Origin of the sequence: Gramella sp. MT6 (assembly GCF_019357415.1) — a bacterium.
In the GTDB taxonomy this organism is placed as follows: Bacteria; Bacteroidota; Bacteroidia; order Flavobacteriales; family Flavobacteriaceae; genus Christiangramia.
On record NZ_CP048410.1, the window covers coordinates 2,260,899 to 2,283,457 of the forward strand.

The 22,559-nt window shown below is 38.6% G+C and carries 24 protein-coding genes; 8 read left to right on the plus strand and 16 right to left on the minus strand.

Annotated features, from left to right (window positions below):
- Positions 1–26: 26 nt before the first annotated feature.
- The 4 genes from G3I01_RS10205 to G3I01_RS10220 all read right to left on the minus strand — a co-directional run bounded on the left by G3I01_RS10205 (position 27) and on the right by G3I01_RS10220 (position 3,704).
- Positions 27–1,928, minus strand: coding sequence for a prolyl oligopeptidase family serine peptidase (locus G3I01_RS10205; RefSeq protein WP_219547511.1), 1,902 nt, complete (start codon positions 1,926–1,928; stop codon positions 27–29).
- Positions 1,929–2,032: 104 nt separating this feature from the next.
- On the minus strand, positions 2,033–2,392 hold the full coding sequence (locus tag G3I01_RS10210; RefSeq protein WP_219547513.1) for a cupin domain-containing protein: 360 nt from the start codon (positions 2,390–2,392) through the stop codon (positions 2,033–2,035).
- Between the two features lie 2 nt (positions 2,393–2,394).
- Entirely contained in the window at positions 2,395–2,889 is a 495-nt protein-coding gene (locus G3I01_RS10215; RefSeq protein WP_219547515.1) for a nuclear transport factor 2 family protein, read from the minus strand.
- Positions 2,889–3,704: an alpha/beta hydrolase-fold protein gene (locus G3I01_RS10220; protein ID WP_219547517.1), complete on the minus strand. Its 816-nt coding sequence runs from the start codon at positions 3,702–3,704 to the stop codon at positions 2,889–2,891. The genes G3I01_RS10215 and G3I01_RS10220 overlap by 1 nt, the downstream gene beginning before the upstream one ends.
- Before the next feature lie 149 nt (positions 3,705–3,853).
- Here G3I01_RS10220 and G3I01_RS10225 point away from each other — a divergent pair, with 149 nt between their 5' ends.
- A complete protein-coding gene (locus G3I01_RS10225) occupies positions 3,854–4,618 on the plus strand; it encodes a PepSY-like domain-containing protein (protein ID WP_219547519.1) in 765 nt (254 codons plus the stop codon).
- A 44-nt stretch (positions 4,619–4,662) separates the two neighbouring features.
- Here G3I01_RS10225 and G3I01_RS10230 read toward each other — a convergent pair whose 3' ends face one another.
- Positions 4,663–5,937 carry a hypothetical protein gene (locus tag G3I01_RS10230; RefSeq protein ID WP_219547521.1) on the minus strand — a complete coding sequence of 425 codons (1,275 nt, stop codon included), beginning with the start codon at positions 5,935–5,937 and terminating at the stop codon, positions 4,663–4,665.
- A 124-nt stretch (positions 5,938–6,061) separates the two neighbouring features.
- On the minus strand, positions 6,062–6,562 hold the full coding sequence (locus tag G3I01_RS10235) for an SRPBCC domain-containing protein (RefSeq protein ID WP_219547523.1): 501 nt from the start codon (positions 6,560–6,562) through the stop codon (positions 6,062–6,064).
- Between the two features lie 46 nt (positions 6,563–6,608).
- On the opposite strand from G3I01_RS10235, the gene G3I01_RS10240 reads away from it, so the two are divergent.
- Together G3I01_RS10240 and G3I01_RS10245 are read left to right on the plus strand one after the other, a co-directional pair.
- Positions 6,609–7,094, plus strand: coding sequence for a VOC family protein (locus tag G3I01_RS10240; protein WP_219547524.1), 486 nt, complete (start codon positions 6,609–6,611; stop codon positions 7,092–7,094).
- 112 nt (positions 7,095–7,206) lie between these two features.
- Complete coding sequence (locus G3I01_RS10245; protein WP_219547526.1) at positions 7,207–7,854, plus strand: outer membrane beta-barrel protein; 648 nt, start codon at positions 7,207–7,209, stop codon at positions 7,852–7,854.
- Here G3I01_RS10245 and arsB read toward each other — a convergent pair.
- From arsB to G3I01_RS10270, 5 genes are all read right to left on the minus strand, one after another.
- Positions 7,842–8,891 (minus strand): ACR3 family arsenite efflux transporter, encoded by a 1,050-nt coding sequence (gene arsB, locus G3I01_RS10250; protein ID WP_219547528.1) that lies wholly within the window; start codon positions 8,889–8,891, stop codon positions 7,842–7,844. The two genes, G3I01_RS10245 and arsB, sit on opposite strands and share 13 nt — an antisense overlap.
- Before the next feature lies 1 nt (position 8,892).
- Positions 8,893–9,510 (minus strand): protein-tyrosine-phosphatase, encoded by a 618-nt coding sequence (locus tag G3I01_RS10255; RefSeq protein WP_219547530.1) that lies wholly within the window; start codon positions 9,508–9,510, stop codon positions 8,893–8,895.
- Between the two features lie 10 nt (positions 9,511–9,520).
- Positions 9,521–9,985, minus strand: a complete 465-nt coding sequence (locus G3I01_RS10260; RefSeq protein WP_219547532.1) for a DUF6428 family protein — start codon at positions 9,983–9,985, stop codon at positions 9,521–9,523.
- Positions 9,986–10,034: 49 nt separating this feature from the next.
- Positions 10,035–10,370: a metalloregulator ArsR/SmtB family transcription factor gene (locus tag G3I01_RS10265; protein WP_219547534.1), complete on the minus strand. Its 336-nt coding sequence runs from the start codon at positions 10,368–10,370 to the stop codon at positions 10,035–10,037.
- A 71-nt stretch (positions 10,371–10,441) separates the two neighbouring features.
- Positions 10,442–11,518, minus strand: a complete 1,077-nt coding sequence (locus tag G3I01_RS10270) for a Gfo/Idh/MocA family oxidoreductase (RefSeq protein ID WP_219547536.1) — start codon at positions 11,516–11,518, stop codon at positions 10,442–10,444.
- A 214-nt stretch (positions 11,519–11,732) separates the two neighbouring features.
- Here G3I01_RS10270 and G3I01_RS10275 point away from each other — a divergent pair, with 214 nt between their 5' ends.
- Complete coding sequence (locus G3I01_RS10275) at positions 11,733–12,671, plus strand: L,D-transpeptidase (RefSeq protein ID WP_219547538.1); 939 nt, start codon at positions 11,733–11,735, stop codon at positions 12,669–12,671.
- A gap of 43 nt (positions 12,672–12,714) precedes the next feature.
- Positions 12,715–13,479 carry a hypothetical protein gene (locus G3I01_RS10280; RefSeq protein WP_219547540.1) on the plus strand — a complete coding sequence of 255 codons (765 nt, stop codon included), beginning with the start codon at positions 12,715–12,717 and terminating at the stop codon, positions 13,477–13,479.
- On the opposite strand, the gene G3I01_RS10285 is transcribed toward G3I01_RS10280, so the two are convergent.
- Complete coding sequence (locus G3I01_RS10285) at positions 13,476–14,270, minus strand: HAD family hydrolase (protein ID WP_219547542.1); 795 nt, start codon at positions 14,268–14,270, stop codon at positions 13,476–13,478. The two genes, G3I01_RS10280 and G3I01_RS10285, sit on opposite strands and share 4 nt — an antisense overlap.
- Before the next feature lie 234 nt (positions 14,271–14,504).
- Between G3I01_RS10285 and G3I01_RS10290 the strand changes: the two genes are divergently transcribed.
- A complete protein-coding gene (locus tag G3I01_RS10290) occupies positions 14,505–16,943 on the plus strand; it encodes a TonB-dependent receptor (RefSeq protein ID WP_219547544.1) in 2,439 nt (812 codons plus the stop codon).
- A 47-nt stretch (positions 16,944–16,990) separates the two neighbouring features.
- Positions 16,991–18,115, plus strand: coding sequence for a PepSY-associated TM helix domain-containing protein (locus G3I01_RS10295; protein WP_219547546.1), 1,125 nt, complete (start codon positions 16,991–16,993; stop codon positions 18,113–18,115).
- Positions 18,116–18,125: 10 nt separating this feature from the next.
- Here G3I01_RS10295 and G3I01_RS10300 read toward each other — a convergent pair whose 3' ends face one another.
- Entirely contained in the window at positions 18,126–18,482 is a 357-nt protein-coding gene (locus G3I01_RS10300; protein ID WP_219547548.1) for a phage holin family protein, read from the minus strand.
- A gap of 53 nt (positions 18,483–18,535) precedes the next feature.
- Entirely contained in the window at positions 18,536–19,180 is a 645-nt protein-coding gene (locus G3I01_RS10305; RefSeq protein WP_219547550.1) for an ElyC/SanA/YdcF family protein, read from the minus strand.
- Between the two features lie 123 nt (positions 19,181–19,303).
- Between G3I01_RS10305 and G3I01_RS10310 the strand changes: the two genes are divergently transcribed.
- Positions 19,304–19,939 (plus strand): NAD(P)H-dependent oxidoreductase, encoded by a 636-nt coding sequence (locus G3I01_RS10310; protein ID WP_219547552.1) that lies wholly within the window; start codon positions 19,304–19,306, stop codon positions 19,937–19,939.
- On the opposite strand, the gene ribB is transcribed toward G3I01_RS10310, so the two are convergent.
- Together ribB and G3I01_RS10320 are read right to left on the minus strand one after the other, a co-directional pair.
- Complete coding sequence (gene ribB / locus G3I01_RS10315) at positions 19,933–21,081, minus strand: 3,4-dihydroxy-2-butanone-4-phosphate synthase (RefSeq protein ID WP_219547554.1); 1,149 nt, start codon at positions 21,079–21,081, stop codon at positions 19,933–19,935. The two genes, G3I01_RS10310 and ribB, sit on opposite strands and share 7 nt — an antisense overlap.
- Before the next feature lie 29 nt (positions 21,082–21,110).
- Positions 21,111–22,559 carry an LptF/LptG family permease gene (locus tag G3I01_RS10320; RefSeq protein WP_219547556.1) on the minus strand — a complete coding sequence of 483 codons (1,449 nt, stop codon included), beginning with the start codon at positions 22,557–22,559 and terminating at the stop codon, positions 21,111–21,113.

Genomic DNA, 22,559 nt, shown 5'->3' on the forward strand with positions numbered 1-22,559 from the left:
TTTCATATTAGGCAATATTAATAAAATTAATCCTTCAAATTTGGATCTGGGAGGTTTACATCTTCATCTTTCAGGTATTTGTCAAGGAATAGCCGTATTTGCCTGTAACCCTTGATCTCATTTTCTTTCTTGATAAAACCATGACCTTCGTCAGGGAAAACCATGTATTCTACAGGCACCTCATTTTTTCTAATCGCTTCCACGATCTCATCAGACTCTACTTGTAAAACTCTTGGGTCATTCGCTCCCTGAAGAACCATTACCGGATTTTTTACATTTTCAGCATGAAATAATGGCGATATTTTCTTCAACCGGATAGAATCCTGGGTATTTGGATCTCCCATTTCTTCATAAAGCGCCTTTTTGAAAGATTCCCAATAAGGTGGGATCGATCTTAAGGTACGTAACCAGTTGGTCACACCAAATATATTTACACCTACCTCAAATTCGTCTGGTGCAAATGTCATCGCTGCCATGGTCATATAACCACCATAACTTCCGCCTATGATCCCGATCTGGTTTTCATTAATATAATCCTGTGATGCTAACCATTTTTTACCATAGATCACATCCTGAAGATCTTTTTCACCGTGGTTCTGGTCATCCATTTTATAAAAACTGGCTCCATAACCACTGCTTCCCCGGTTGTTTACTGCTAATACAGCGTAACCATGGTTTACCAGATATTGGATCAGGGCAAAATAGCCAACCCTGGATTGGCCACCCGGACCACCATGAACCCACACTAGCGCAGGAACTTTTTTATCTGCTGAAGCATTCAGCGGTTTATAGTAGATCGCCGGAATCTCGAGCCCATCGAAAGATTTATATCTCACTACTTCTGCAGAAACAAGATCATTAGGATCAATTTCCGGATTCAGCGTATTGGTGAGTTTCTTCATCTCTCCACTTTTCATATTATAAACGTAGAGATTTGTAGGCGTCTTAGAGGTTCCTACATATAGTACCAGTTTTTCTTCGCTTTTAGAAAAGGAAGCTCCCAGAATGTTGCCATCTTTGATCTCAGGGATATTTAATTCCTTGCCGGTTTTGTTATCTATCAGTACAAGTTTGTTGGCCCCATCCTCATTGATTCCGATCACTCTGTAAGAACCATTTTCGCTAAGACCACTGTACATTACATCCCAGTTGGTTTCGTAGAGCACTTCAGATTCTCCAGTTTCCACGTCATAAGACATTAATTTGCTGAATTCACCTCCATGGTTGGTGGTGTAATACATTTCGGTTTCTTCAGGATTGAATCCACTGGCGCTGTAATTGAACCCAGGTTTGGAAATTTCTGTTTTTTCTCCTGTTTCCCGGTCAAGAAGGAATAATTTATTTTCGCTGGTGGTTATAGGCTGGGCCAGTGCAATATATTTCCCAGAATCTGATATTCCGGAAAGGGAATATCCTTCAGAATTTTCATAGAGCAACTCAGTTTCCCAGGTGCCAATTTTCATTCGGTAAAGATCAAAGAATTGAGGATTGCGTTTATTGGAACTATAATACATGTACTCCTTGTCTCCACTCCATCCGGCAAAATTAGCTTTTTCCTTTTCACCTGTGGTAAGCTCCTGGGTTGTTCCGTCCTCCTTTAACAGGTAAAGATGGTCTATCTCATTGCCACCTTTATCTGCGGAATAAACGATATCTGAAGTTTCCGGAACGTAATCTACTGCAAAAAGGGACTCATCTTTGGAGTCGGTAACGGCTTTCTTACTGCCATCGGCAATATTGATCTCGTAAACATTGAAGATCCCGGACTCATCACTACTGGTTAGAATTTTTGATTCGTCGGCAGAAAAGTCTGCGCCAGAAATACGTGTGTTTTCATAGAATTGTTCGATGCTATATTTTTTCGGCTCCTTGTCCTGAGCGAATAGCGAAATTCCGAACAAAAAAATTAAAAGATTCAATTTCTTCATTTTCGTTGGTTATTGGTTAGGTAAATAGTTTGAATGATTCGAAACCAACTAAAGGTACAAAAATGATTTTTTCAGAATAAATGAAATTTAGGGAATGTCTATTCTTAAAGGCGTTCCTGGTTGTTATTGGTAAGCTTATGTTCTTCTTTCCCGGTATGTTGCGTAGAGGCCGGCTCGAAAAGCATCACATGAACTTCTTCCTCAGCAATAGGTTTATGTTCAACCCCACGGGGTACTATAAAAAATTCATTTCCGGTTAGCTCTACGGTGCGATCCCTGAACTCAATTTTCAGTTTTCCCTTAACTATCCAAAACATTTCGTCTTCATCTTCGTGGGAGTGCCAGATGAATTCACCTTTTAATTTGGCTAATTTTACTTGCTGCCCATTCAATTCGCCCACAATTCTCGGATTCCAATGATCTGAGAATTTTTCGAACTTTTCCTTTACGTTTACCTTATTCATTTCTATTCGGGATTTTTATGGTCGTAACTTAAAACTCTTTTCAAGATCCATTCATTATTCAATAATATCCACACATGGGTAAATTTAGCAGAACTCGTTTTGTACAATTCCTTATTTGGTTCATTTATATAAAAATCGTGAACTCCCTGTTGGATTGCACCATACAATTCTCCGTTTTCATATAAAGGAAATACTTTAAGGCTTCCAGGGATAAGTTTCCTGATAGGTTTCTTTTCCTGATTACCGCAGATATTATTTCTTACCGCATTTAAAAAATCTTCCTTATTGGTGGTTAAGCCACCCTGGTCATGATAGAATTCAAGATCTTCGCTAATAAAATTCTCATAAGCATTGATCTTACATTGATTGAATCCGAGGTCGAATAACAAACTGTCGCGAGCTTTCAGGTCCTTGTAAAGTTTAGAATCATGACTCACCTGCGCAAATAATAACTGCAGGGAAAATATACAGATTAGTGATAGAAGTGCCTTTTTCATTAGTTGATCGATTTATTGCTTAATAGCCAGAGATAGGAATCGGCGAAATTCTGGCTCCATAAGCTTTCATTATGCTTTCCTCCTTCGACAAAATTGATTTTAAAATTTTCAGCTTTCAAGCCTTTAGCAGTAAGGATAGAAATCATTTTTTTCAGATCTGGCAGCATTTCTTCAGATTCTTCAGTACCTACCAGAAAATAATATTTGGTATCGGGATTTAAATCAGCTTCCTTTCCAAATTCATAGATCTTTTCACTGAACCAAAAAGAGGGGGAGTAAATTCCGGCCATTCCAAAGGTATCGGAAAACTTTAAAGTAGCATAGAAAGAAACCAGGCCGCCAAGCGAAGACCCGAAAATTCCAGTATGCTCATATTCAGCTAAAGTTCTGTAATTGCTGTCTACGTAAGGTTTCAACTCATTAACAATAAAATCAAGATAGGCATCTGCACTCCCGCCACCGTATTTGTCGTGAGGAAATGGAGTAAGTTCATTGATCCTTTTATTGCCACCATGTTCAATTCCAATGATTATAGCTTCAGGTTGCCCGATGCTGTCCAGGCTTTCATCTACTTTCCACTCACCAACATAAGAGGTTTCACGGTCAAAAAGATTCTGGCCATCATGCATATAAATTACCGGGTATTTCTTTTCTGAAGCATCATAACTTTCAGGCAAATAGACCCAGATCTTTTTCAGGGTATCCAATTTTGTAGCTCTTATTTCAAAAGAACTTACATTTTTTGAAGCGGTACTTTGAGCTATACTATTCAGGTTAAATAGTAAAATGAGGCATAAAGACAGAAATCGATTCATTAGAATTCGAGGTTTTGATCACTTCAAAATAAAGCTAAGTTTAAACAAAAAGCAATAAATATAATTTTTACCGCTTTTTAACAACCAAGGCCAATAATATATGGCTCTTCATTTCGTTTGAACTTATGAAAGTTTTAAAAACCAGAACTATGAAAAATTTGAGAAAATTTGGGTTTATCCTGGGAGGTCTTTGTCTTTTGAGCGCCTGCAGTGATGATGATAATGACCCAGGAAATGAAGTTGACCTGGATGCACGTTTTTTTAATGCTGATGTACATGTTAGTACTTCCAGTCTCCCACAGGATATCCTCGATTACGTAACTACCAATTATCCGGATGCTACGATAAGGGAAGCTGAGATAGAGGATAATAACAATTTCGAGGTCTATCTTAGTAATGGCCTGGAGCTTATATTCGATGAAGATGGTAATTTTCTAGGGATAGATGATGACAACGATGATGATTTTGGTGACGAACATCTTTCAAATTCAGAGATCCCTCAAAACATTCTTGATTTTATAGATCAATATTTTCCTGGATCAGAAATCGATGAGGCCGAGATAGAGAATAACGGAAATTATGAAATAGAGCTGGAAGATGACGTGGAACTAATTTTTGATTCTGACGGGAATTTCCTGGGCAGGGGAGAAGATGAAAATGAAGACGACGATGACGACGAAGATATAAACCCGGCAGACCTACCTCAAAATATCCTGGATTATATAAGCGAAAATTATCCCGATAATTCAATTATTGAAGCAGAATTAGAGGATGATGGCGAATATGAAGTTACACTGAATAATGGTGTAGAGCTGGAATTTGATTCCGAAGGAAATTTTCTTAGCGCCGAAGACGGTAACGGGGAAGATGACGACGACGATGACGATGATGAAAATGACTCAGAAGACGATTAGACCCGTTCTCTATTAAATAAAAAGGACCCTTTACGGGTCTTTTTTTATTTGCATTCGAAGCATCTCAAAAGAGTAGATCCTTCCAGTTCCAGATCTTCAGAACCTTTCAATGGTTCTTCCAGCCCTCCCTGTTCCTGGATAATGGAGTGAAAAGCTTTCGCATATTCGAGCAAATGATCTCTCCTGCTTTTAATTTTTTCACTTATTTCAGCCTGATCTAATTTGGCGATCTCCTCTGGCCATACCTTGAAAGCTTCCGTGATGGCTTCATCGGTAAGGGATTTCTGAAGTTGGCTGGCCTGTTCCAAATAGGTCTCTTCGGGGGTATACAGTAAAAAGTACCTGTCGAAAGGATATACCAGTCCCGGCATATAATCGATTTCCTTTTTAAAGGGTCTTACCAGGGGTTCAATATTTTCATTAGTAATGATTGAGGGAATCACCCCGCTGAGGTTAAAAAATGCATTATCACGATCTCCAGCCAGAGGAACAGCTTTCACTTTATTACCTTCTTTTTGCAAAACCCATCCCCATTGTTCGGCATGCCGATCCCAGTCCCCAATAAGAAGATCGAATAACCGGGTCTTGATAAGAGAAGCCCGGTCAATGCTTATTTTATCTCCTTTTTCCTTTTTCAATTCTTGGAGATCTTTGGTTTCTACAATTTCATCGACATTTTCAAGGGAGGTCCAGTTGTTCTTACTTTCGGTCTCAAATTCCAGAAGGAAAAGTCGGTTGCCGTATTTTTCGTTATACTCTCCTAAAACTTCCTGTTTCGGAATAAAATACATGGTTGGATGGGTATGCAAAACACCGGCAATATCTGAAAGCCTGGCCGACAAGATAGCACCAAAAGGATGCTGAGCAGAAATTCCGTCTACAATGATATTCTCAAGGCCAAGATCTTCTGCCACTTCGGGGATCAATTTTTTCGGGTCTTTGGTGACACTTCTTAAGGTGTAAACAGTTCCATCTTTACTCTCTAATTTCAATGAGTGGGTTTGCTTTCCGCCTCCTTCTTTTTTGATCTTCACTCCACCTTTTAAAGTATCTAAAAAAGTGATAGGAACCTTTACCGGAGTGGACCATGCTTCGCGGTAATTCTTACCCTGCATGAAATCTTTGAGAATATTGCCTTCATACAGACTGCTGGGAGCAACCAGAACCGAATCATGATCTTTAAAATCCACATTTTCCAGATCTTCGTAATTCTTTATCTCACAGGTTTTAAATTCCTTATCGGTGCTGGAAACCGACCAATAAACCAGGGCGATAAATACGATGAAAAGAATTGCGACGAAGGCAAGTATTTTTTTCATTTAAGATCTGTTTATAGATTTTCGGAAAATAAAACTATGACTTTACTACCTTATTAAAGGAAATGAAAAGTTATAATATTCAAAAAAATAATTCTGAATATTGCTCAAAACCTAAATAGCAGCCTTAATCCATTTGTAGTTCACTTCGTTTATTCCGGAGATCTGGACCCTCCTGCAATATAGATTTCAGGTTCAACAAATAAAAGGTCCAGCCGGTCTTACAGCCTACATAAAAGTTCATTTTGGATTCCTCGTCCTGCGGTATTTTTTCCTGAATTAATCTTAAAATCGGATGACCGTGTTCTTGCACGATCCGTACTCCAACCACTCCAGCTTTTCCAAATTGAAACCTAAGAAACTCGCCCTGCTCCGGATTAAGTAACTTGCCATGCTCCTCCACGGTATCTGGCCAACCAAACCATTGCCACCTATAGGTGTCTCCCGGCTTTATTTGTTCCTGTCTTTTACGTTTTTCACCACCGGGTGTGGTAAATTCAGCTAGTTTAAGAAACCAATCTTCCAATGCTTCCTGGGTTAACCAGGCGTTCGTTATTTTCTCTGTCGGTAGATCGAGTGGAAGATTTACAGTGAAGCTGCTCCAGTCTAATTTTTTTCTTTCTTCCATAACCTTGAAATTTAAAGATCATCTATTAAATTTAAAGAAAAATAAGATGTCAGGAAAGTATAAAGTACCTTCAGAAACCCGAATTGGGCATGTGCATTTAAAGGTTTCCAACCTGGAAAAAGCCCTTAAGTTTTACAGGGATATTCTTGGTTTTGAGATCACTGAAAGGATAGGGGAGCAGGCAGTTTTTCTTTCTGCCGGGGGATACCACCATCATATAGGTTTGAACACCTGGCATAGTGAAGGTGCGAATAAAGCTCCAAAATCAGGCGTAGGGCTGTTTCATGCCGCTATCCTTTATCCCACCAGAAAAGAACTTTCAAACGTCACAAAAAGATTATTCGAAAAAGGTTATCCTCTTACCGGTGCAGCAGACCACGGAGTTTCAGAAGCTATCTACCTTGACGATCCAGATGGGAATGGAGTAGAACTATACTGGGACAAACCACGAGAGGAGTGGCCAACTAAAGCAGATGGCAGTATTAAAATGTATACCAAAAGGTTAGACCTGGAGGATCTTTTAAAAATTTAAACTATCTAAGTATTTGAAATAAAGGGTGATAATTATTTAATTTAATTTTTTATTCCTAACCGATAGATAAATACATTCTCTTTTTATATCATTGTGCCCGTAAACACCTGATATGAAAACTATTTTAATGACTATTGCGGTTATTTTTTTTAGCATGGTCGCCAATGCACAAACCGATTCAGAAAAATTTCTAATTGAAAAAGGAACCTGGAGTTTGGGAGGTTCTTTCGCCTTAGGTTCTGCCCATACAAGTAGTGAAAGAGTGGATTATCCCAGAGATTTCAAATCTTTTTCTATTAATATAAGACCGGATGTAGGATATTTTATTGGCCCTAATTTACAGGCCGGTCTTCAATTAGGCTATGGTTATTCCAAAAACAAATATGAAGAATCCGTCTTAACAGAATTAAAAAGAAATTCGTTTAGCATAGCACCTTATCTCAGGAAATTTTTCGGTTTGAGTTCAAAATTTTCAGTTTCCCTAACAGGTTCTCCTTATTATAATTTTTCTCAAAATGACGAGTATTCTGATAATGAACAATTTGGCCAGTTAAGATCCGAAAATTATGGCGTTAATATTAGACCAGGGATCTTCTTCATGTTGAGTGAAAAGTTTTCATTGAATGCCGATTTTGGAAGGCTTTATTACTCTCATTTCAGTGATTCCAGGGATGGTGAAGACAGACAAAAAAGCGATCAATTTGGACTTGATTTTAGTATAGATAATATTTGGCTTGGGTTGAGATATTATATCAATTGATTTTGGTTTGCATAGAACCTTTTTCTTAACCAAAAAGAGACTCTAACCAGTAATATCAATGCCGGTACTTCTACCAGTGGGCCAATAACGCCAGCGAAGGCCTGCCCGCTGTTAAGCCCAAATACTGCTATAGCTACAGCAATGGCCAGTTCAAAGTTATTTCCCGCTGCGGTGAACGAAATGGAAGCATTCTTATCATAAGATGCACCCATGGCTTTGCTCAAAAAGAAACCAATAAGGAACATCAGGCTGAAATAGATCAATAGCGGAATGGCAATTCTTACCACATCCATTGGTATTTGCACGATCAATTCTCCCTTTAAGGAAAACATCAGGATAATCGTAAAAAGAAGTGCAATAAGTGTCATGGGAGAGATAGCGGGTAGGAATTTGTTCTCGTACCATTTTTCTCCTTTTAATTTTACCAGGACTACCCGGCTTAAGATTCCGAGCGCAAATGGGATTCCCAGGTAGATCGCAACACTTTCAGCAATAGTGGCAATAGAAATATCTACTATAGCACCATCAAACCCAAAAAGCGGGGGAAGCCAGGTGATGAACAACCAGGCGTAGAAACTATAGGCAAAGACCTGGAAAATACTGTTCAATGCAACCAGGCCAGCGCCATATTCGCTGCTTCCTTCGGCAAGGTCGTTCCAGACCAGCACCATGGCAATACAACGGGCAAGGCCAATTAAAATAAGACCTACCATATATTCAGGATGATCCTGAAGAAATATAATGGCAAGAAAAAACATTAGAAATGGACCTATGATCCAGTTAAGAACAAGAGAAATACTCAGGATCTTTACATTTTTAAAGACTTTTGGCAACAGCCTGTATTTTACCTTAGCCAATGGAGGGTACATCATCAGGATGAGACCTACCGCAATAGGAATATTGGTACTTCCCGAGCTATAGGAATTGATATTTTCAGGAATTGACGGGATAAAATATCCTAATCCCACACCAAGACCCATTGCCAGGAAGATCCATAACGTAAGATTTTTGTCCAGGTAATTAAGTTTTTTTGCCATGCTATTTTATGTTTTCGAAAACGTAGATCATTTCTGAAGCGATCTGGTCACTCCTTTCATCGTATTTCTCCATTGCCAATGGAGTATCATCAAATTGTTTTGGGTCTTTATAATCCAGTGGGATCCTGGCTTTCGATCCAGGAATGAAGGGACAGTTCTCATCTGCATGTGAACACGTCATTACGGCCGAAAAATTCTTTGTTGGATTTACTGAAGAATCGTAAACTTTTGAGTAACACTCCAGAGGTTCAAATTCTTCGGAATAATAAACCTCGAAATGAGGATTTTCACCTGCTCCTGATTTTAAAATGAAACCCGCTCTTCTCAACGCCTCAACAGCGTTTTTGAAAAATGCTGTTTCTTCTGTACCACCGGAAAAGCATTCTACCGGAATTCCATAGTGAGCAGAAATTGCCTGTGCCCAAACCTGGGCCAACTGGCTGCGTCTTGAATTGTGAGTACAAATAAAATTCAGCTTAATAGGTTCTCCTGAATCCTTTTGATGCTGAATAAATTCGATAAGAGGCTGGAGAATCTGTTTCCGGGTTTCCGGGATTTCAATATTTCTCAAATGTTCCAGTTTTCTTAGTAAGACCGGAAAAAGTTTTGGTTTCGACATAGATAAATTATTAGCAGCAACCAGATTCGGGAGTACAGCAGGAATTCTGAAGTTCAGACAATTTAACCTTAGGCTTTTGTTCAGGGATGCCGCATTTTTCTTTGGCCAGGCACGTTGTTTGAGTATTTACAAGCAGGAAGTTCTTCCCATCAAAATCAAGCTCAAATTTATTGATGCTTTCTCCCTGATATTCCACCTCGATCTCTGCATCTGGTAAAGCCAGTTTGTCCTTCGCCAGATCTATGATCTTTACTAGTTTTTCAGGATGCAGACGGTGGTTATAATCGTTCTCTTCCCAAAGTTGAAAGGAGATCTTTTCTTCCTCTCTTAGTGTACCGCCACAATCAATGAAATTTTTGCTGATCTTTCCAACTTCGGTCACATGAAAATGCTCTGGTACCAGCTGGCCTTTAGGAAGTTCAAAAGCGATCTCCCTTAACCCGGATAAATGATCTTTAAATTCTGAAAGTCTCATAAGATGAATCGTTTTATCGTATTATTACGATGTTTGTTAGTAAATTTTTTTAGCAGCAATCTTCAGAACCGCAATTCTGAATTTTGTCGAACATACCATTAAAAAGGCTTTGAACACTTTGCCATTTTTCAGGATCTATACAATAGCTCATGGAAACACCTTCAATGCTTCCCTGGATAAGACCAATGTTCTTTAATTCTCTTAAATGCTGGCTTATAGTTGCCTGTGCTAATCCTAATTCATTTACCAGGTCGCCATTAATGCATTTATTCGATTCCAGTAAATATTGCAGAATAGCAACACGGGCAGGGTGCGCAAATGCCTTGGCTAAAATGGCCAGTTCATTTTGCTCTTTTGTAAAAAGGTCTGTTTTGGTAACACCCATGTCTTGTAATTATATATTGCAATATTACGATGAATAGATTTATTTTCAAAAAGGTTCAGTGAAAATTTCTTCTAAATCAATATTCTTTGATTGGTTTCAGCTGCTTCGTTGATCTTTTGAACTATATGAATATCTTTCATTCCTTCAATACCTGGCACTAATACTTCAGTGTCGTTAATAATAGCCAATGCATCATCATCCATTTGTACAGCTTGCTGATTTTTCTTCATTGGAGGCAGAACCAAACCATCGCTGGTCTTGCCCTGGACTCCCGAATATGATTGCATAGGTCTCAAATAATACCAGCCGTCCTCGGTTGTCACTTCCAGATTATTCATAGTTTCCCCAAAACTTGTCTTACCATCTACTATAATCCCTCCTGGAAATTCCATTTTAAAACTGGTAGTTTCATCCACCTCGGTAAAAATATCTGGTCTACGGGTACTTTGTTCCGCGGTAACCGCAATTGGTTCCATTCCGGTAGAATATCGCGCCGCATTAATGGAATATACACCCATGTCATAGATAGCGCCGCCACCCATTTCCTTTTGAAGTTTCCAGGGAGTTATGGTGCCGCCATTATATCCGGCTTCAGAAATCACATTTTTAATATTTCCATAGGGCTTGGTTTCAGCCCAGTTCATGATCTTTTGAGTATTGGTTTCATGTTGCATTCGGTAACCAATCGATAATTTAACCCGGTTTTTGTTACAGGCATCAATGATATGCTGACATTCCTCAGCTGTTCTGGCCATAGGCTTTTCACACCAAACATGTTTCCCGGCGTCAGCAGCCTTTATTGCATATTCTGCATGTAGCCCGGTTGGTAATACTATGTAAACAACATCTATATCATCATTATTGGCGATCTCATGCATGTTTTCGTAATTGTAAACATTGGTATCCTTGATGCCGTAGCGTTTTTGCCATACAGGGATTTTTTCAGGACTACCTGTTACAATTCCGCGCAGTTCACAATGATCTGTTTGCTGAAGAGCAGGGGCAAGAAGGTCTGTACTATAATATCCCAGACCAACGAGAGCTACCCCAAGTTTTTTTTGTGAAGAGGCAATACAGCCAGGAAATGGTAGTAAAGCGGCACCTAATAGGAGGCCAGATTTCTTCAGGAAGGTTCTTCTATTGTCCATAAATAAATGATTTTGATCGACTTAAAAATAACATATTGAAAATCAGAAATTAAACAAAAGGTTAATTTTTCTGAAAAATTTAAGCTAATTAAAAATCCAATCATCTTAAAATGGGTTAATTATCAAAAACTCAACAAACCCTTAACTCTTTATTAGCAGGCATCGAGAGGTTAAGGATGTAATTTCAACCTATCTAACCAAAACTACTGTTACGATGATACGCTTAAATGCTTTAAGAAGGATTTCTTTATTATTTATATGTAGTGCCATTTTTTATGCCTGTAATTCCAACACACAGGTGGTAGAACCAACAGTTTCGCAACCTGAAGATTTAAGTATGAGAAATCCGGTAGTGAAAAAAGACCCTAAGATTTATCGAAAAGAGATCAGTTATACGATCGATTCCTTAAAAACAAGGGACCAGATTGATAGTTTGTTCAAAGCTTATTCAGAAGAACAGCTAAATACTATTTTAGCACTGAATAGGATCGAGAAGAACAGGTTAAGAACAGACAGGCCAATTGTGATTCCTGAATGTGCTTCAGAGGAATTCAACAGTTATAGTCCTTTTCCAGAGAATATCAATTTCTTACAGTGTATTCCAAAAACCGTTTTGATCTCGCAAAGAGTTCAGGCTTTTGGGCTATATGAAAATGGAGAGCTTGTAAAATGGGGACCGGTGAGTACCGGGAAAAATTCTACAAGGACGCCAAATGGTCTGAATTATGGAAATTACAAGGCTAAACGTAAGATAAGTACTGTAGACGATTCCTGGATCCTGCCATACTATTTCAATTTCATGAATTTTGAAGGAGTAGGAGTACATCAATATGCCCTTCCCGGATATCCTGCCAGCCATGGATGTGTAAGACTTTATATGGACGACGCAAAATATATTTTTGATTGGGCAGATATGTGGGATGTAGAAGGGTCAAAAATTGCCAGAAATGGTACGCCTTTTATGGTCTTCGGAGAATATGATTATTCATCAGATAAACCTTGGATAAATCTTTCCCAGAATATGAAAGCTAATGATCTTACCCAGGATGAAATTGATACTTTAGAAAATTATGTTCAGGAATATCAATCAGACCCAAAGAATTTTCACAATATCGCTTCGAAAAATAAAGAAGGAGAATTAGCCAAAGCTTAATTGATTTAGTTTTTAATTAAATTAGCCGGTAAACATTGATACTATGAAAGGTTTTGATTTTTACCGGTTTTTTTTCGTTCTAATTCTATGCAGCATTTCTATACAGGGATTTGCCCAGGAAACAAATATCATGATCAGGGCTAAAGCTAAAGATGCTAAATTTATTGGTTCATCAATTGGTGGAGCAAAGATACTGGTAAAGGATGCAGTTACAGGTGCGATACTGGATGAAGGAATGACCATTGGTAGTACCGGAGATACAGAGAAGATCATGAAAAAGGACTGGAAGCGGTCCGAAAGCCTATCAGATGAAAAAACTGCCGGATTTCTGGCAAAAATTGATATTGAAAAGCCAACGTTTGTAACCGTAGAAGCCCTTGGTCCCTATAACAAAAAACAGTCAAGTGTCTTAAGCAGTACACAATTATGGGTGATCCCGGGTAAAGATATCACTGGTGATGGAATAGTTCTGGAAATTCCTGGTTTTGTTGTAGATATTTTATCTCCGCAAACACATGAAAGAATAAAAGGTTCAGAAGAAATCGACCTAACTGCAAATGTGGTCATGATGTGCGGCTGTCCCGTTACCGAAAATGGAATATGGGACGCTTCACAATACGAAGTCAAAGCAATAATCACAAGTAATGACGGGAGTTCGACCGAAGTTGAATTAGAGCCAGCTGAGAAGCCAAGTACTTTTCATGCCGAAACCTCTCTGGAGAAAGGCCTGTACGAAATTTTGATCTATGCCTATGATCCTGAAACAGGAAATACGGGGGTAGATAAGACCAATATTATTATTAATTAAACATTCAATAAACCCAGGGACTCGATAGTTCTCAAAACCCCGTTATTGTTGTTATCATGACTGGTAACAAAATTACTAGCTTCAATGATCTCTGGATGAGCATTTTTCATGGCATAGCTATGTTTTGCAACCTGCATCATTTCAAGGTCATTAAGATAATCTCCGAATACTAAAGTTTCCTCAGGGCTAATATTCAATTCTTTCTGAATTCCCTTGATGGCATTTCCCTTATTAGCATCCAAAGCGGTAATATCTATAAACACTCTGGCTGCAATGGCTACCTTAAACCGGTCTGTGTAATTTACGAAATGAGGAAAAGTATGATCTTCCACTCCGTTAAAATTGCACAAGGTGACTTTTAAATAGGTATCCTCAACCTTAGTAAGATCATCTACAACCTGCAGGCGTTCATAAAATTTACTGATCTCTGTTTTAAATTCTTCATCATCTGTTTCTATGTAGGCTGAATCTTTTCCACATAAAACAAGGTTGGTTTCAGTTAGTTCTCTTCCAAGTTCAATAAATTCAATAGCAGCATTTTTTTCTATCGGATTTACATATAATTCCTTCCCTTTATGGGAAACATAAGTTCCATTCTCAGCAAAGAACATAGTGCGATCCTTGATCTTTTCAAATTTCGATTCCAAATTGTAGAACTGGCGCCCACTGGCAATGGAGAATAAAATTCCTTTACTAGTGAGTTGTTCTTCAATTTTCCAGAAATCGGGATGTAACTCATGGTTATCATTCAGCAACGTTCCGTCAACATCGGTTACAATTAATTTGATCATAGGTTTTGTTTAAAAGCTCAAAAGTAAAGGAAAGTGAGTTTAATTGAATTAGATCCGCATTAATTTTTACGTTTCAACTATAATAAAACCTTATTAGGCCTGCTTTTAAATGTTTGAAATACAGTTATTTCTAAAATTTTATTTAAAATAGTTCTAAATAATCTTTTTATTTTCATTTACAGCTCATAGATTTGCCTCTCTATTTATAATAAGTCTAAATAAAATTTGCATCTAATGAATCAAAAAATACTTCTGATATTAATTCTTTTTACCTACACAGGATTTACTCAGAATTCAGGGAGTCTGGAAGGAAGGATCATCAATGAAAAGGGTGAGGGAGTTTCTGAAGCCAATGTTGATATAGAAGGAACAGGAATTGGAACAGAAACCGTTGATGACGGTTCATTCCTGATAAATAATGTTCCAGTTGGAAATTACCTGTTAAGGGTCTCTTACGTAGGCTTTAAACCGGCTGAGATCGCTATCTCAATTAAAGCGGGTGAAAAAACACGATTGCCGGAAATAAAGCTGCAGGTTACTGAGGAAAAGTTGCAGGAGGTAGTATTAACTGGGAATGGCAATGCGAATAAGTTTAATAGGGAGAAAAGTTTCTATGTTTCAAAATTGCCTTTGAAGAATATTGAAAATCCCCAGGTATATGATAATATTACTTCAGAACTACTGAGTGAACAGGTAGTTACCAGTTTTGATGATGCCTTAAAGAACAGTTCTGGGATCACAAAACTCTGGGAATCTACCGGTAGAGGAGGTGATGGCGCTGGTTATTACTCCCTAAGAGGATTCCCGGTACAACCAACTTTGGTGAATGGACTGCCTGCGATCACGAATGGCAGCCCTGATCCTGCTAACATTGAAAATATCGAGGTCATTAAAGGTCCGTCGGGAACTCTTTATGGTAGCAGTCTTATCTCTTATGGAGGGCTAATTAATATAACTACCAAACGACCTTATGATTATTTTGGTGGTAATATTTCATATACACTTGGTAGTTTTGGTCTTAATCGAATAGCGGCAGATGTGAACACCCCGCTGGATGAGGATGGTGATGTTGCCCTTAGAGTAAATACTGCTTATCAAACCGAAAATTCATTTCAGGATGCGGGATTTTCAGAATCCTTTTTTGTTGCGCCGTCGCTTAAATATACCGTTAACGACAGGCTTACTTTCCTTATCAATACTGAATTTTATGACGGCGAATCTACAAACCCTACAATGCTTTTTGTAGACCGTGGAGCGCCTCTAACCGTAACTAACATTGAGGAGTTGAACTATGATACGAACAGGTCTTACACCAGTAATGATCTTACCCTTAATAATTTTACGTACAGCCTGCAAGGGCAGATGAATTATGAACTATCAGATAATTGGACCTCGCAAACGGTAATTTCCCGCGGAAGTGCTAAATCAAAAGGTTATTATTCCTATTTATATGAATCAACCCGGTTTTATGAAGGTCTTGATGAAGGAATTGTACTTAGCAGATTTATGAATAATCAGAATTCAACCACCTTGACCACAGATCTTCAGCAGAATTTCATCGGTGATTTTGAGCTCTTCGGAATGAGAAACAGAATGGTTGCGGGACTTGATTACTTCCAAAGAGAAACCATTGATAACGGGACGGGTTATATTGGCAATGGAAGCGTTTATATTGGTAATGCTAACTTACAGAATGTAAATGAAAGTGTTTTCGGCATCACCGAGGAAGCTAATTATATTACAAATAATGATAGCGGTATATTATCTACCGCGGCTGTAGACGGCTTACTTGAAAATACTCCGCGAAATAACAATACTACCAAAGAGGATATCTATAGTGCCTATGTTTCAAATGTTTTAAATATCACTCCGGCTCTATCAGCAATGGCGAGTTTACGAATAGACCAGTTTGAAAATGATTCTAATAGTCAAACGGCGCTTTCTCCCAAATTTGGGGTTGTGTATCAGCCAATAATCGATAAGGTTTCCATTTTCGCTAATTACATGGACGGTTTCAGCAACGTGGCGCCTTCAGAATTGATAGATCAGAATACCGGTGAAACCCGAAGAATTACTTTTGATCCGGAACATGCAACCCAATTTGAATTTGGAACAAAACTGAACTTTTTCAGGGATAAACTTTTTGCTACCTTAAGCTATTATGATATTGAGGTTGAAAATATAGTTTTGGGTAGCGGTCTGGAAGTAACCCAGGATGGTACACAATATAGCCGTGGTTTTGAGGCAAGAATAACTGCGAGTCCTTTTGACGGTCTTAACCTGGTTGCCGGTTTTAGCCATAACGAGAGTGAAGTCACCGAGGCTGCTGAAAATGATGACTTTCTTGGAAGAAGGCCTGAATCTGCAGGACCAGAAAACCTTGCCAATCTTTGGGCTAGCTATAGATTTACGGATGGTCTGGCTGAAGGCTTCGGAATCGGTTTTGGTGGAAATTATGCCAGCGAGAATATGATCTTCAACAGAAATATCGCTGGAACCTTCACCTTACCGTCTTACACCGTTTTAAACGCAGCAGTATTTTATGATGTGGATAAATTTTCTATCAATCTGAAATTGAATAATCTCACCAATGAAGATTATTTCAATGGATGGTCTACTATAAATCCGCAGGCCCCAAGAAATTTTGCCGCAGCTTTAACTTATAGATTTTAGAATTGAATTAGCCAAGAGACCGCTGTATTGGCGGTCTCATTTTTACTATGAAGAAGACTAAAAAGAAGAAAAATAACTTAAAAAAGTGGGCCGGCAGCATTCACCTGTGGCTTGGTCTCATCACAGGGATCATTGTTTTCATTGTAGCGGTAACCGGATCTATTTATGTATTTCATGATGAAATAAAAGATGCGCTCTATGATTATCGTTTTGTTGAAGAAAAGAGTACAGGATTTCTTCCTCCTTCAGAAATAAAAAATATAGTACAGGAAAATTATCCCGGGACCACCGATGATTTCGTTCTTTATTCCGGGATGGACAGGCCAGTGGCCGTATACGGAGTATTCGAGCAAACTCCTTACTACTTCTATATAGATCCTTACACTGGCGAGTTCTTATATGCCCAAAATTTCACGGAAGATTTTTTCGAAATTGTAAAGTCGCTTCATATGTATCTATTATTACCGGAAAATATAGGTAGACAGATCGTGGGAATATCGACTTTGATATTTATTTTGATGATGATAACAGGTGTCATATTATGGTGGCCTAAGAAATTGAAGAATTTAAAGAAAAGTCTGAATGTTAAATGGGGTGCACGCTGGCGAAGACTTAATTATGACCTTCATAATATTAGCGGTTTTTACATTCATATTCTGGCGATCATCATTGCTATTACCGGGCTCAATTTTTCTTATGAATGGGTTAGCGACGGAATTTACTATGCTGGGAATTTAGGAGAGAAGGTAGAGACAGATGAACATGTAGACCATATAAATCAAATGCCCGAGATCTCTGCTAATCCCATAGATGTAGCTTTTTCTGAAACCATGAAAATGGAACCGGGTAATGATATGTACTTTGTATGGACAGAAGGGAATGATCATCCAATAGTGACCGGTGTCTATCCGGAGTCACTGGATTATGATCATCAGTCTAATTATTATTTTCATCCACAAACAGCGGAACTTCTCCAGGAACAACCTTATGCTAGTAAAAGTACGGGTATGAAATTGCAGGAAATGAGCTATGGGATTCATACAGGCCAGTATTTTGGAATGACAGGGAAGATTATAGCCTTTATTCTGAGCTTGTTTGTCGCTTCATTACCAGTAACTGGTTTTGTTGTCTGGTGGGGAAGAAAAAACCGGATGAAACATCTCACCCGGTAATTTTAATTTTTTAGAAAAGTATCGCGTCTACGATTCCGCCAACAATGGCAATAAGAATCGCCAACCATAAAGATGGCCAGAAACCTTCAGTTTTGAAGTCTGAGGTCAGTTTATCTGCTATCTCAATTATAATTGCATAAGCTATCACCCTGGTCACGAAACCAATTCCAAGGAAATAAAAAATTCCCAGGGTCGCGATATTTAAAATAGCGGTTAGTAGCCAGCTTAAAAGAAAACTCAGTACCCCAATAATAAGAGCGACAATTACTGCCGATTTAAATCCTTTTAAATGAACTTTACTAAGAAAGTTTGCTGCTATAAGAAGCACTAGTGCATCTATTAGAATATGAATGATCCACTGAATCATATTGTTTGATTTAGAAGTTAGTAGTATCCTAATATAGCGAAAAAGATCGTAAGTTATTGATCGCTAAGACTCAGTCTTTCCTCCAGGGTTCTGGGTTTCTTTTTGAGTAGCACTTCCCATAAGGCTTTAAAATTAGCTAGTTTTTCTCGCTGCTTAAGCCGGTATTCTGTTTGATAAGCTCTTTGATCTGCTGGATATCCCAGGTAATCGAATCCAAGATTAGACGCTATGAACAGGGCACGGGGTAAATGAAATTCCTGGGTTACAACGATGGCATTTTCAATACCAAATACATTTCCGGCGCGATACATGCTATCATAGGTATCCAGGCCGGCATGATCTGAAATGATGAGATCTTTATCTATACCATTTTCCTCCAGGTAACCAACCATGGCCGCAACCTCGTTATAATCCTCGGTACGGTGGTCTCCTGTAACCAGAAAATTATCAACCTTATCGTTTCTGAATAATTTTATCGCGGTGTCAACCCGGTCTTTTAAAATGGGCGATAATTTACCATCGGCATGAACACTGGCTCCCAGGACGATCACGGTCTTTGTATTAGGCACCGCAGCCATATCTCTATAAATAAGTTCATTAGTTTGCCTCTTAAAGATGGCTTCAAGACCAAGAATTGTGAAAATGATCAATACCAGACCAATTACTGAGAACAGGATGAATTTTTTAAGCCGCCGCATTATAAGATGATTGACATATCGAAGATAGCCATAATATTTGGATGTATTAGATTAATCTATGCGCTAACGCCAGTGTTACTTTATACATTGTGTACATTTGTATAATATTATTTAAACAGGTTTATGAGTAATATAAAAGCTTTGAACTGGCGCTATGCGACCAAGAAATTCGATGATTCCAGGATCCTTTCTGAAGATAAGATAGAAGTTCTGAAACAGGCATTTAATCTAACTGCTACTTCTTATGGACTTCAACCTTTGAAGATGCTTATTATTTCTAATAAAGAGCTTCAATCAGAATTACGAAACTTCTCATTTGGCCAGGAGCAGATAAACACCGCTTCTCATGTCCTCGTTTTATGTATTGAAAATAAGGTGGATGAAGAATTTATTACCAATTACTTTAAAAGGGTTAAACATGTGAGGGAAACTCCTGAAGAGATCCTGAAACCATTTCATGAATTCCTCATTAATGATTTCAAGACCAAGGAGGTTGAAGAAATTGAAGCCTGGGCTATTAATCAAGCCTATCTTGCTCTGGGAACTTTGCTTACGGTTTGCGCGGCCGAAGAGATAGATGCCTGCCCAATGGAAGGTTTTGAGCCCGAAAAATATGATGAATTCCTAAATCTTCACGATAAAAATTTAAGATCTGTACTGGTTTTACCCGTGGGATATAGATCTCAGGATGATATGTTCTCTAAATTCAAAAAGGTTAGACGCCCTCTTGACGAGGTGATCATTGAGATCGATCAATAATCTACATATTCCGTGATCTCCAAACCGTAACCTATCATTCCAACACGTTTTGTTTGTTGAGAATTAGACAGTAACCTGATCTTATGGATTTCAAGGTCATGAAGTATCTGGGCTCCAATTCCAAAATCCTTATTATCCATTTTCACCGGTGGAGCTTTGATCTCACCTTTTTTCTGACTTTCTTTTAATTCGCTTAGCCTGTTAAGAAGGTTAGGGGATTGGTTCGCAGGATTAATAAATACGATCGCACCACGACCTTCATCATTGATGGCCTTAAACATGCCATCAAGCTTTTTGTCTACATTGTTGGTAAGTGTTCCAAGAATATCATTGTTCACTCGTGTAGAATTTACACGAACCATGATCTCTTCATTCGGCTTCCAGGTTCCCTTGGTAAGGGCAATATGTATCTGCGAATTTGTGGTTTGCTTATACGCACGTAGTCTGAATCTTCCAAACCTGGTATCCAGTTCAAAATCTTCTTTTTTCTCGATCAAAGAATCATGTTGCATTCTGTATGCAACCAGATCTTCTATAGAAACGATCTTAAGGTCAAATTTTTTAGCTACCTCAATAAGTTGAGGTAAACGAGCCATGGTTCCATCTTCATTCATGATCTCTACGATCACACCAGCCGGTTCAAAACCAGCAAGTCGAGCAAAATCTATAGCTGCCTCAGTATGACCTGTTCTTCTTAAAACACCACCTTCTTTCGCTTTCAGCGGAAAAATATGTCCCGGTCTGTTAAGGTCATGTGGTTTGGTTTCGGGGTCAATTAAAGATTGGATGGTCTTGGCTCTGTCTGCTGCGGAAATACCTGTTGTTACTCCTTTCCCTCTTAAGTCTACAGAAATTGTGAAAGCAGTTTCCATCGGGTCGGTATTATTACCCACCATCATTTCCAGCTTAAGTTCGTTACATCTCGCCTCGGTAATGGGAGCGCAGATAAGGCCACGGCCGTGAGTTGCCATGAAGTTGATCATTTCAGGGGTAACTTTTTCTGCTGCCGCAAGAAAATCTCCTTCATTTTCACGATCAATATCATCTACTACGATGATCACTTTTCCGTTGCGAATATCATCAATAGCTTCCTGAATATTATCCAGTTTTACTGAATATTGATTGTTCTCCACCTGAGCCATAACATCTAATTTTGTGGCTGCAAAGATATTTATTCTGTTTTACTTTTGTCCTTGAAAAGCCCAGCTTTTTTGAAGAGTTTCTTGATAGGAGAGATAAAATTGTCAAAAACAAATAAGCCCTGATCTGTGGTAGCTCTATAGGTTAAATAAATACCCAGAGGCAACATGATCCATGTAGACAACCAGGTCGCTATAAATGGGGCAATAGTGCCATTCTCCGCAGAGTTCTTGGCGAAAATACCTATAAAATGATAGGTTAAGAATATCAAAATCGCCACGACTATAGGTAGGCCCATCCCACCTTTTCTAATAATAGCTCCCAAAGGTGCTCCTACAAAGAAGAGAACGATACAGGCGATTGCAAGGGCATATTTTTCGTGGAGGGCGATCTCAAATTTGTTAATTTGCTTAATGCTTACTTTGAATTCCTGTTTTTTCATTCCAAGGTGAGCCAGGGAAGAATTTACAGATCCTAGGGCTAAATTAGCGATCTGGGCACCATCATACGTATCAAAGTAGTTTAGTAGTCCTTCTTCTTTATTAAAGACTGTGTCCTTTGGCTTGTAATTCATGTTAAGATTCTTCACACCACTTCTGGTGTACATGGAACTTCTAAACTCAGCCATCCTGTCATTATAGGAAACCGAAAAGGAATCTATACTTTCATCGAGTTCGGAGATCTTAAGCATTCCGTGGGCAGAATTATAGGTCTCATCTTCCAGGTCTACATTGTTGAAGTCGGAAAGGTCGATATTGATCACATACCTGTCGAAATAGCTTTTAGCAAATGGTTTGCGCTTTCTCTTTTTAAAGTCGCTTTGCTCAACTTCATCATAGTAATTACCTTCCTTAAGAATAAGGGAAAGGACATCTGAATCTGTACTACCTACCAGTTCTCCTTCTTTAGCCTTGATCACCGTGTTATTACCACCGGTAGCCTTTTTTTGATGTATGATAACATCGGTTAGGTATTGGTCATTCTCACCGCTTTTCTCATCCACCTTGATATTGAAAGTTCCAATATCATTAAAAATACCTTCTGAAATCGCCATGGCGGGTTTAAGCTGGGCGATATTCTTCCGAAGGTTTATAGATTTGAATTCAGCCGCTGGTATCACATTATTTGCGAAAAAGAAGGCCACCAGGCTAATAAACACTATAAAAACCGTTAAACTCCGCATGGCACGCCCAAGGGATATCCCGGAAGATTTCATCGCTGCAAACTCATAATTTTCGGCAAATGCGCCAAAGGTCATTATGGAGGTTAACAGGATGGTGAGCGGCAATACTAATGGCACCAGTTTAGGGGAGAAATACAGGAGAAATTTCATTATTACTTCTGCATCCAGGTCTTTACCAGCAAGTTCACCTATGTATAACCAGATCGTCTGGAGAACAAAGATGAACATGAGGATTATAAAGACCGAAAAAAAAGTTTTTAGAAAACTGGTTAGTATGTACCGGTCGAGTATTTTCAA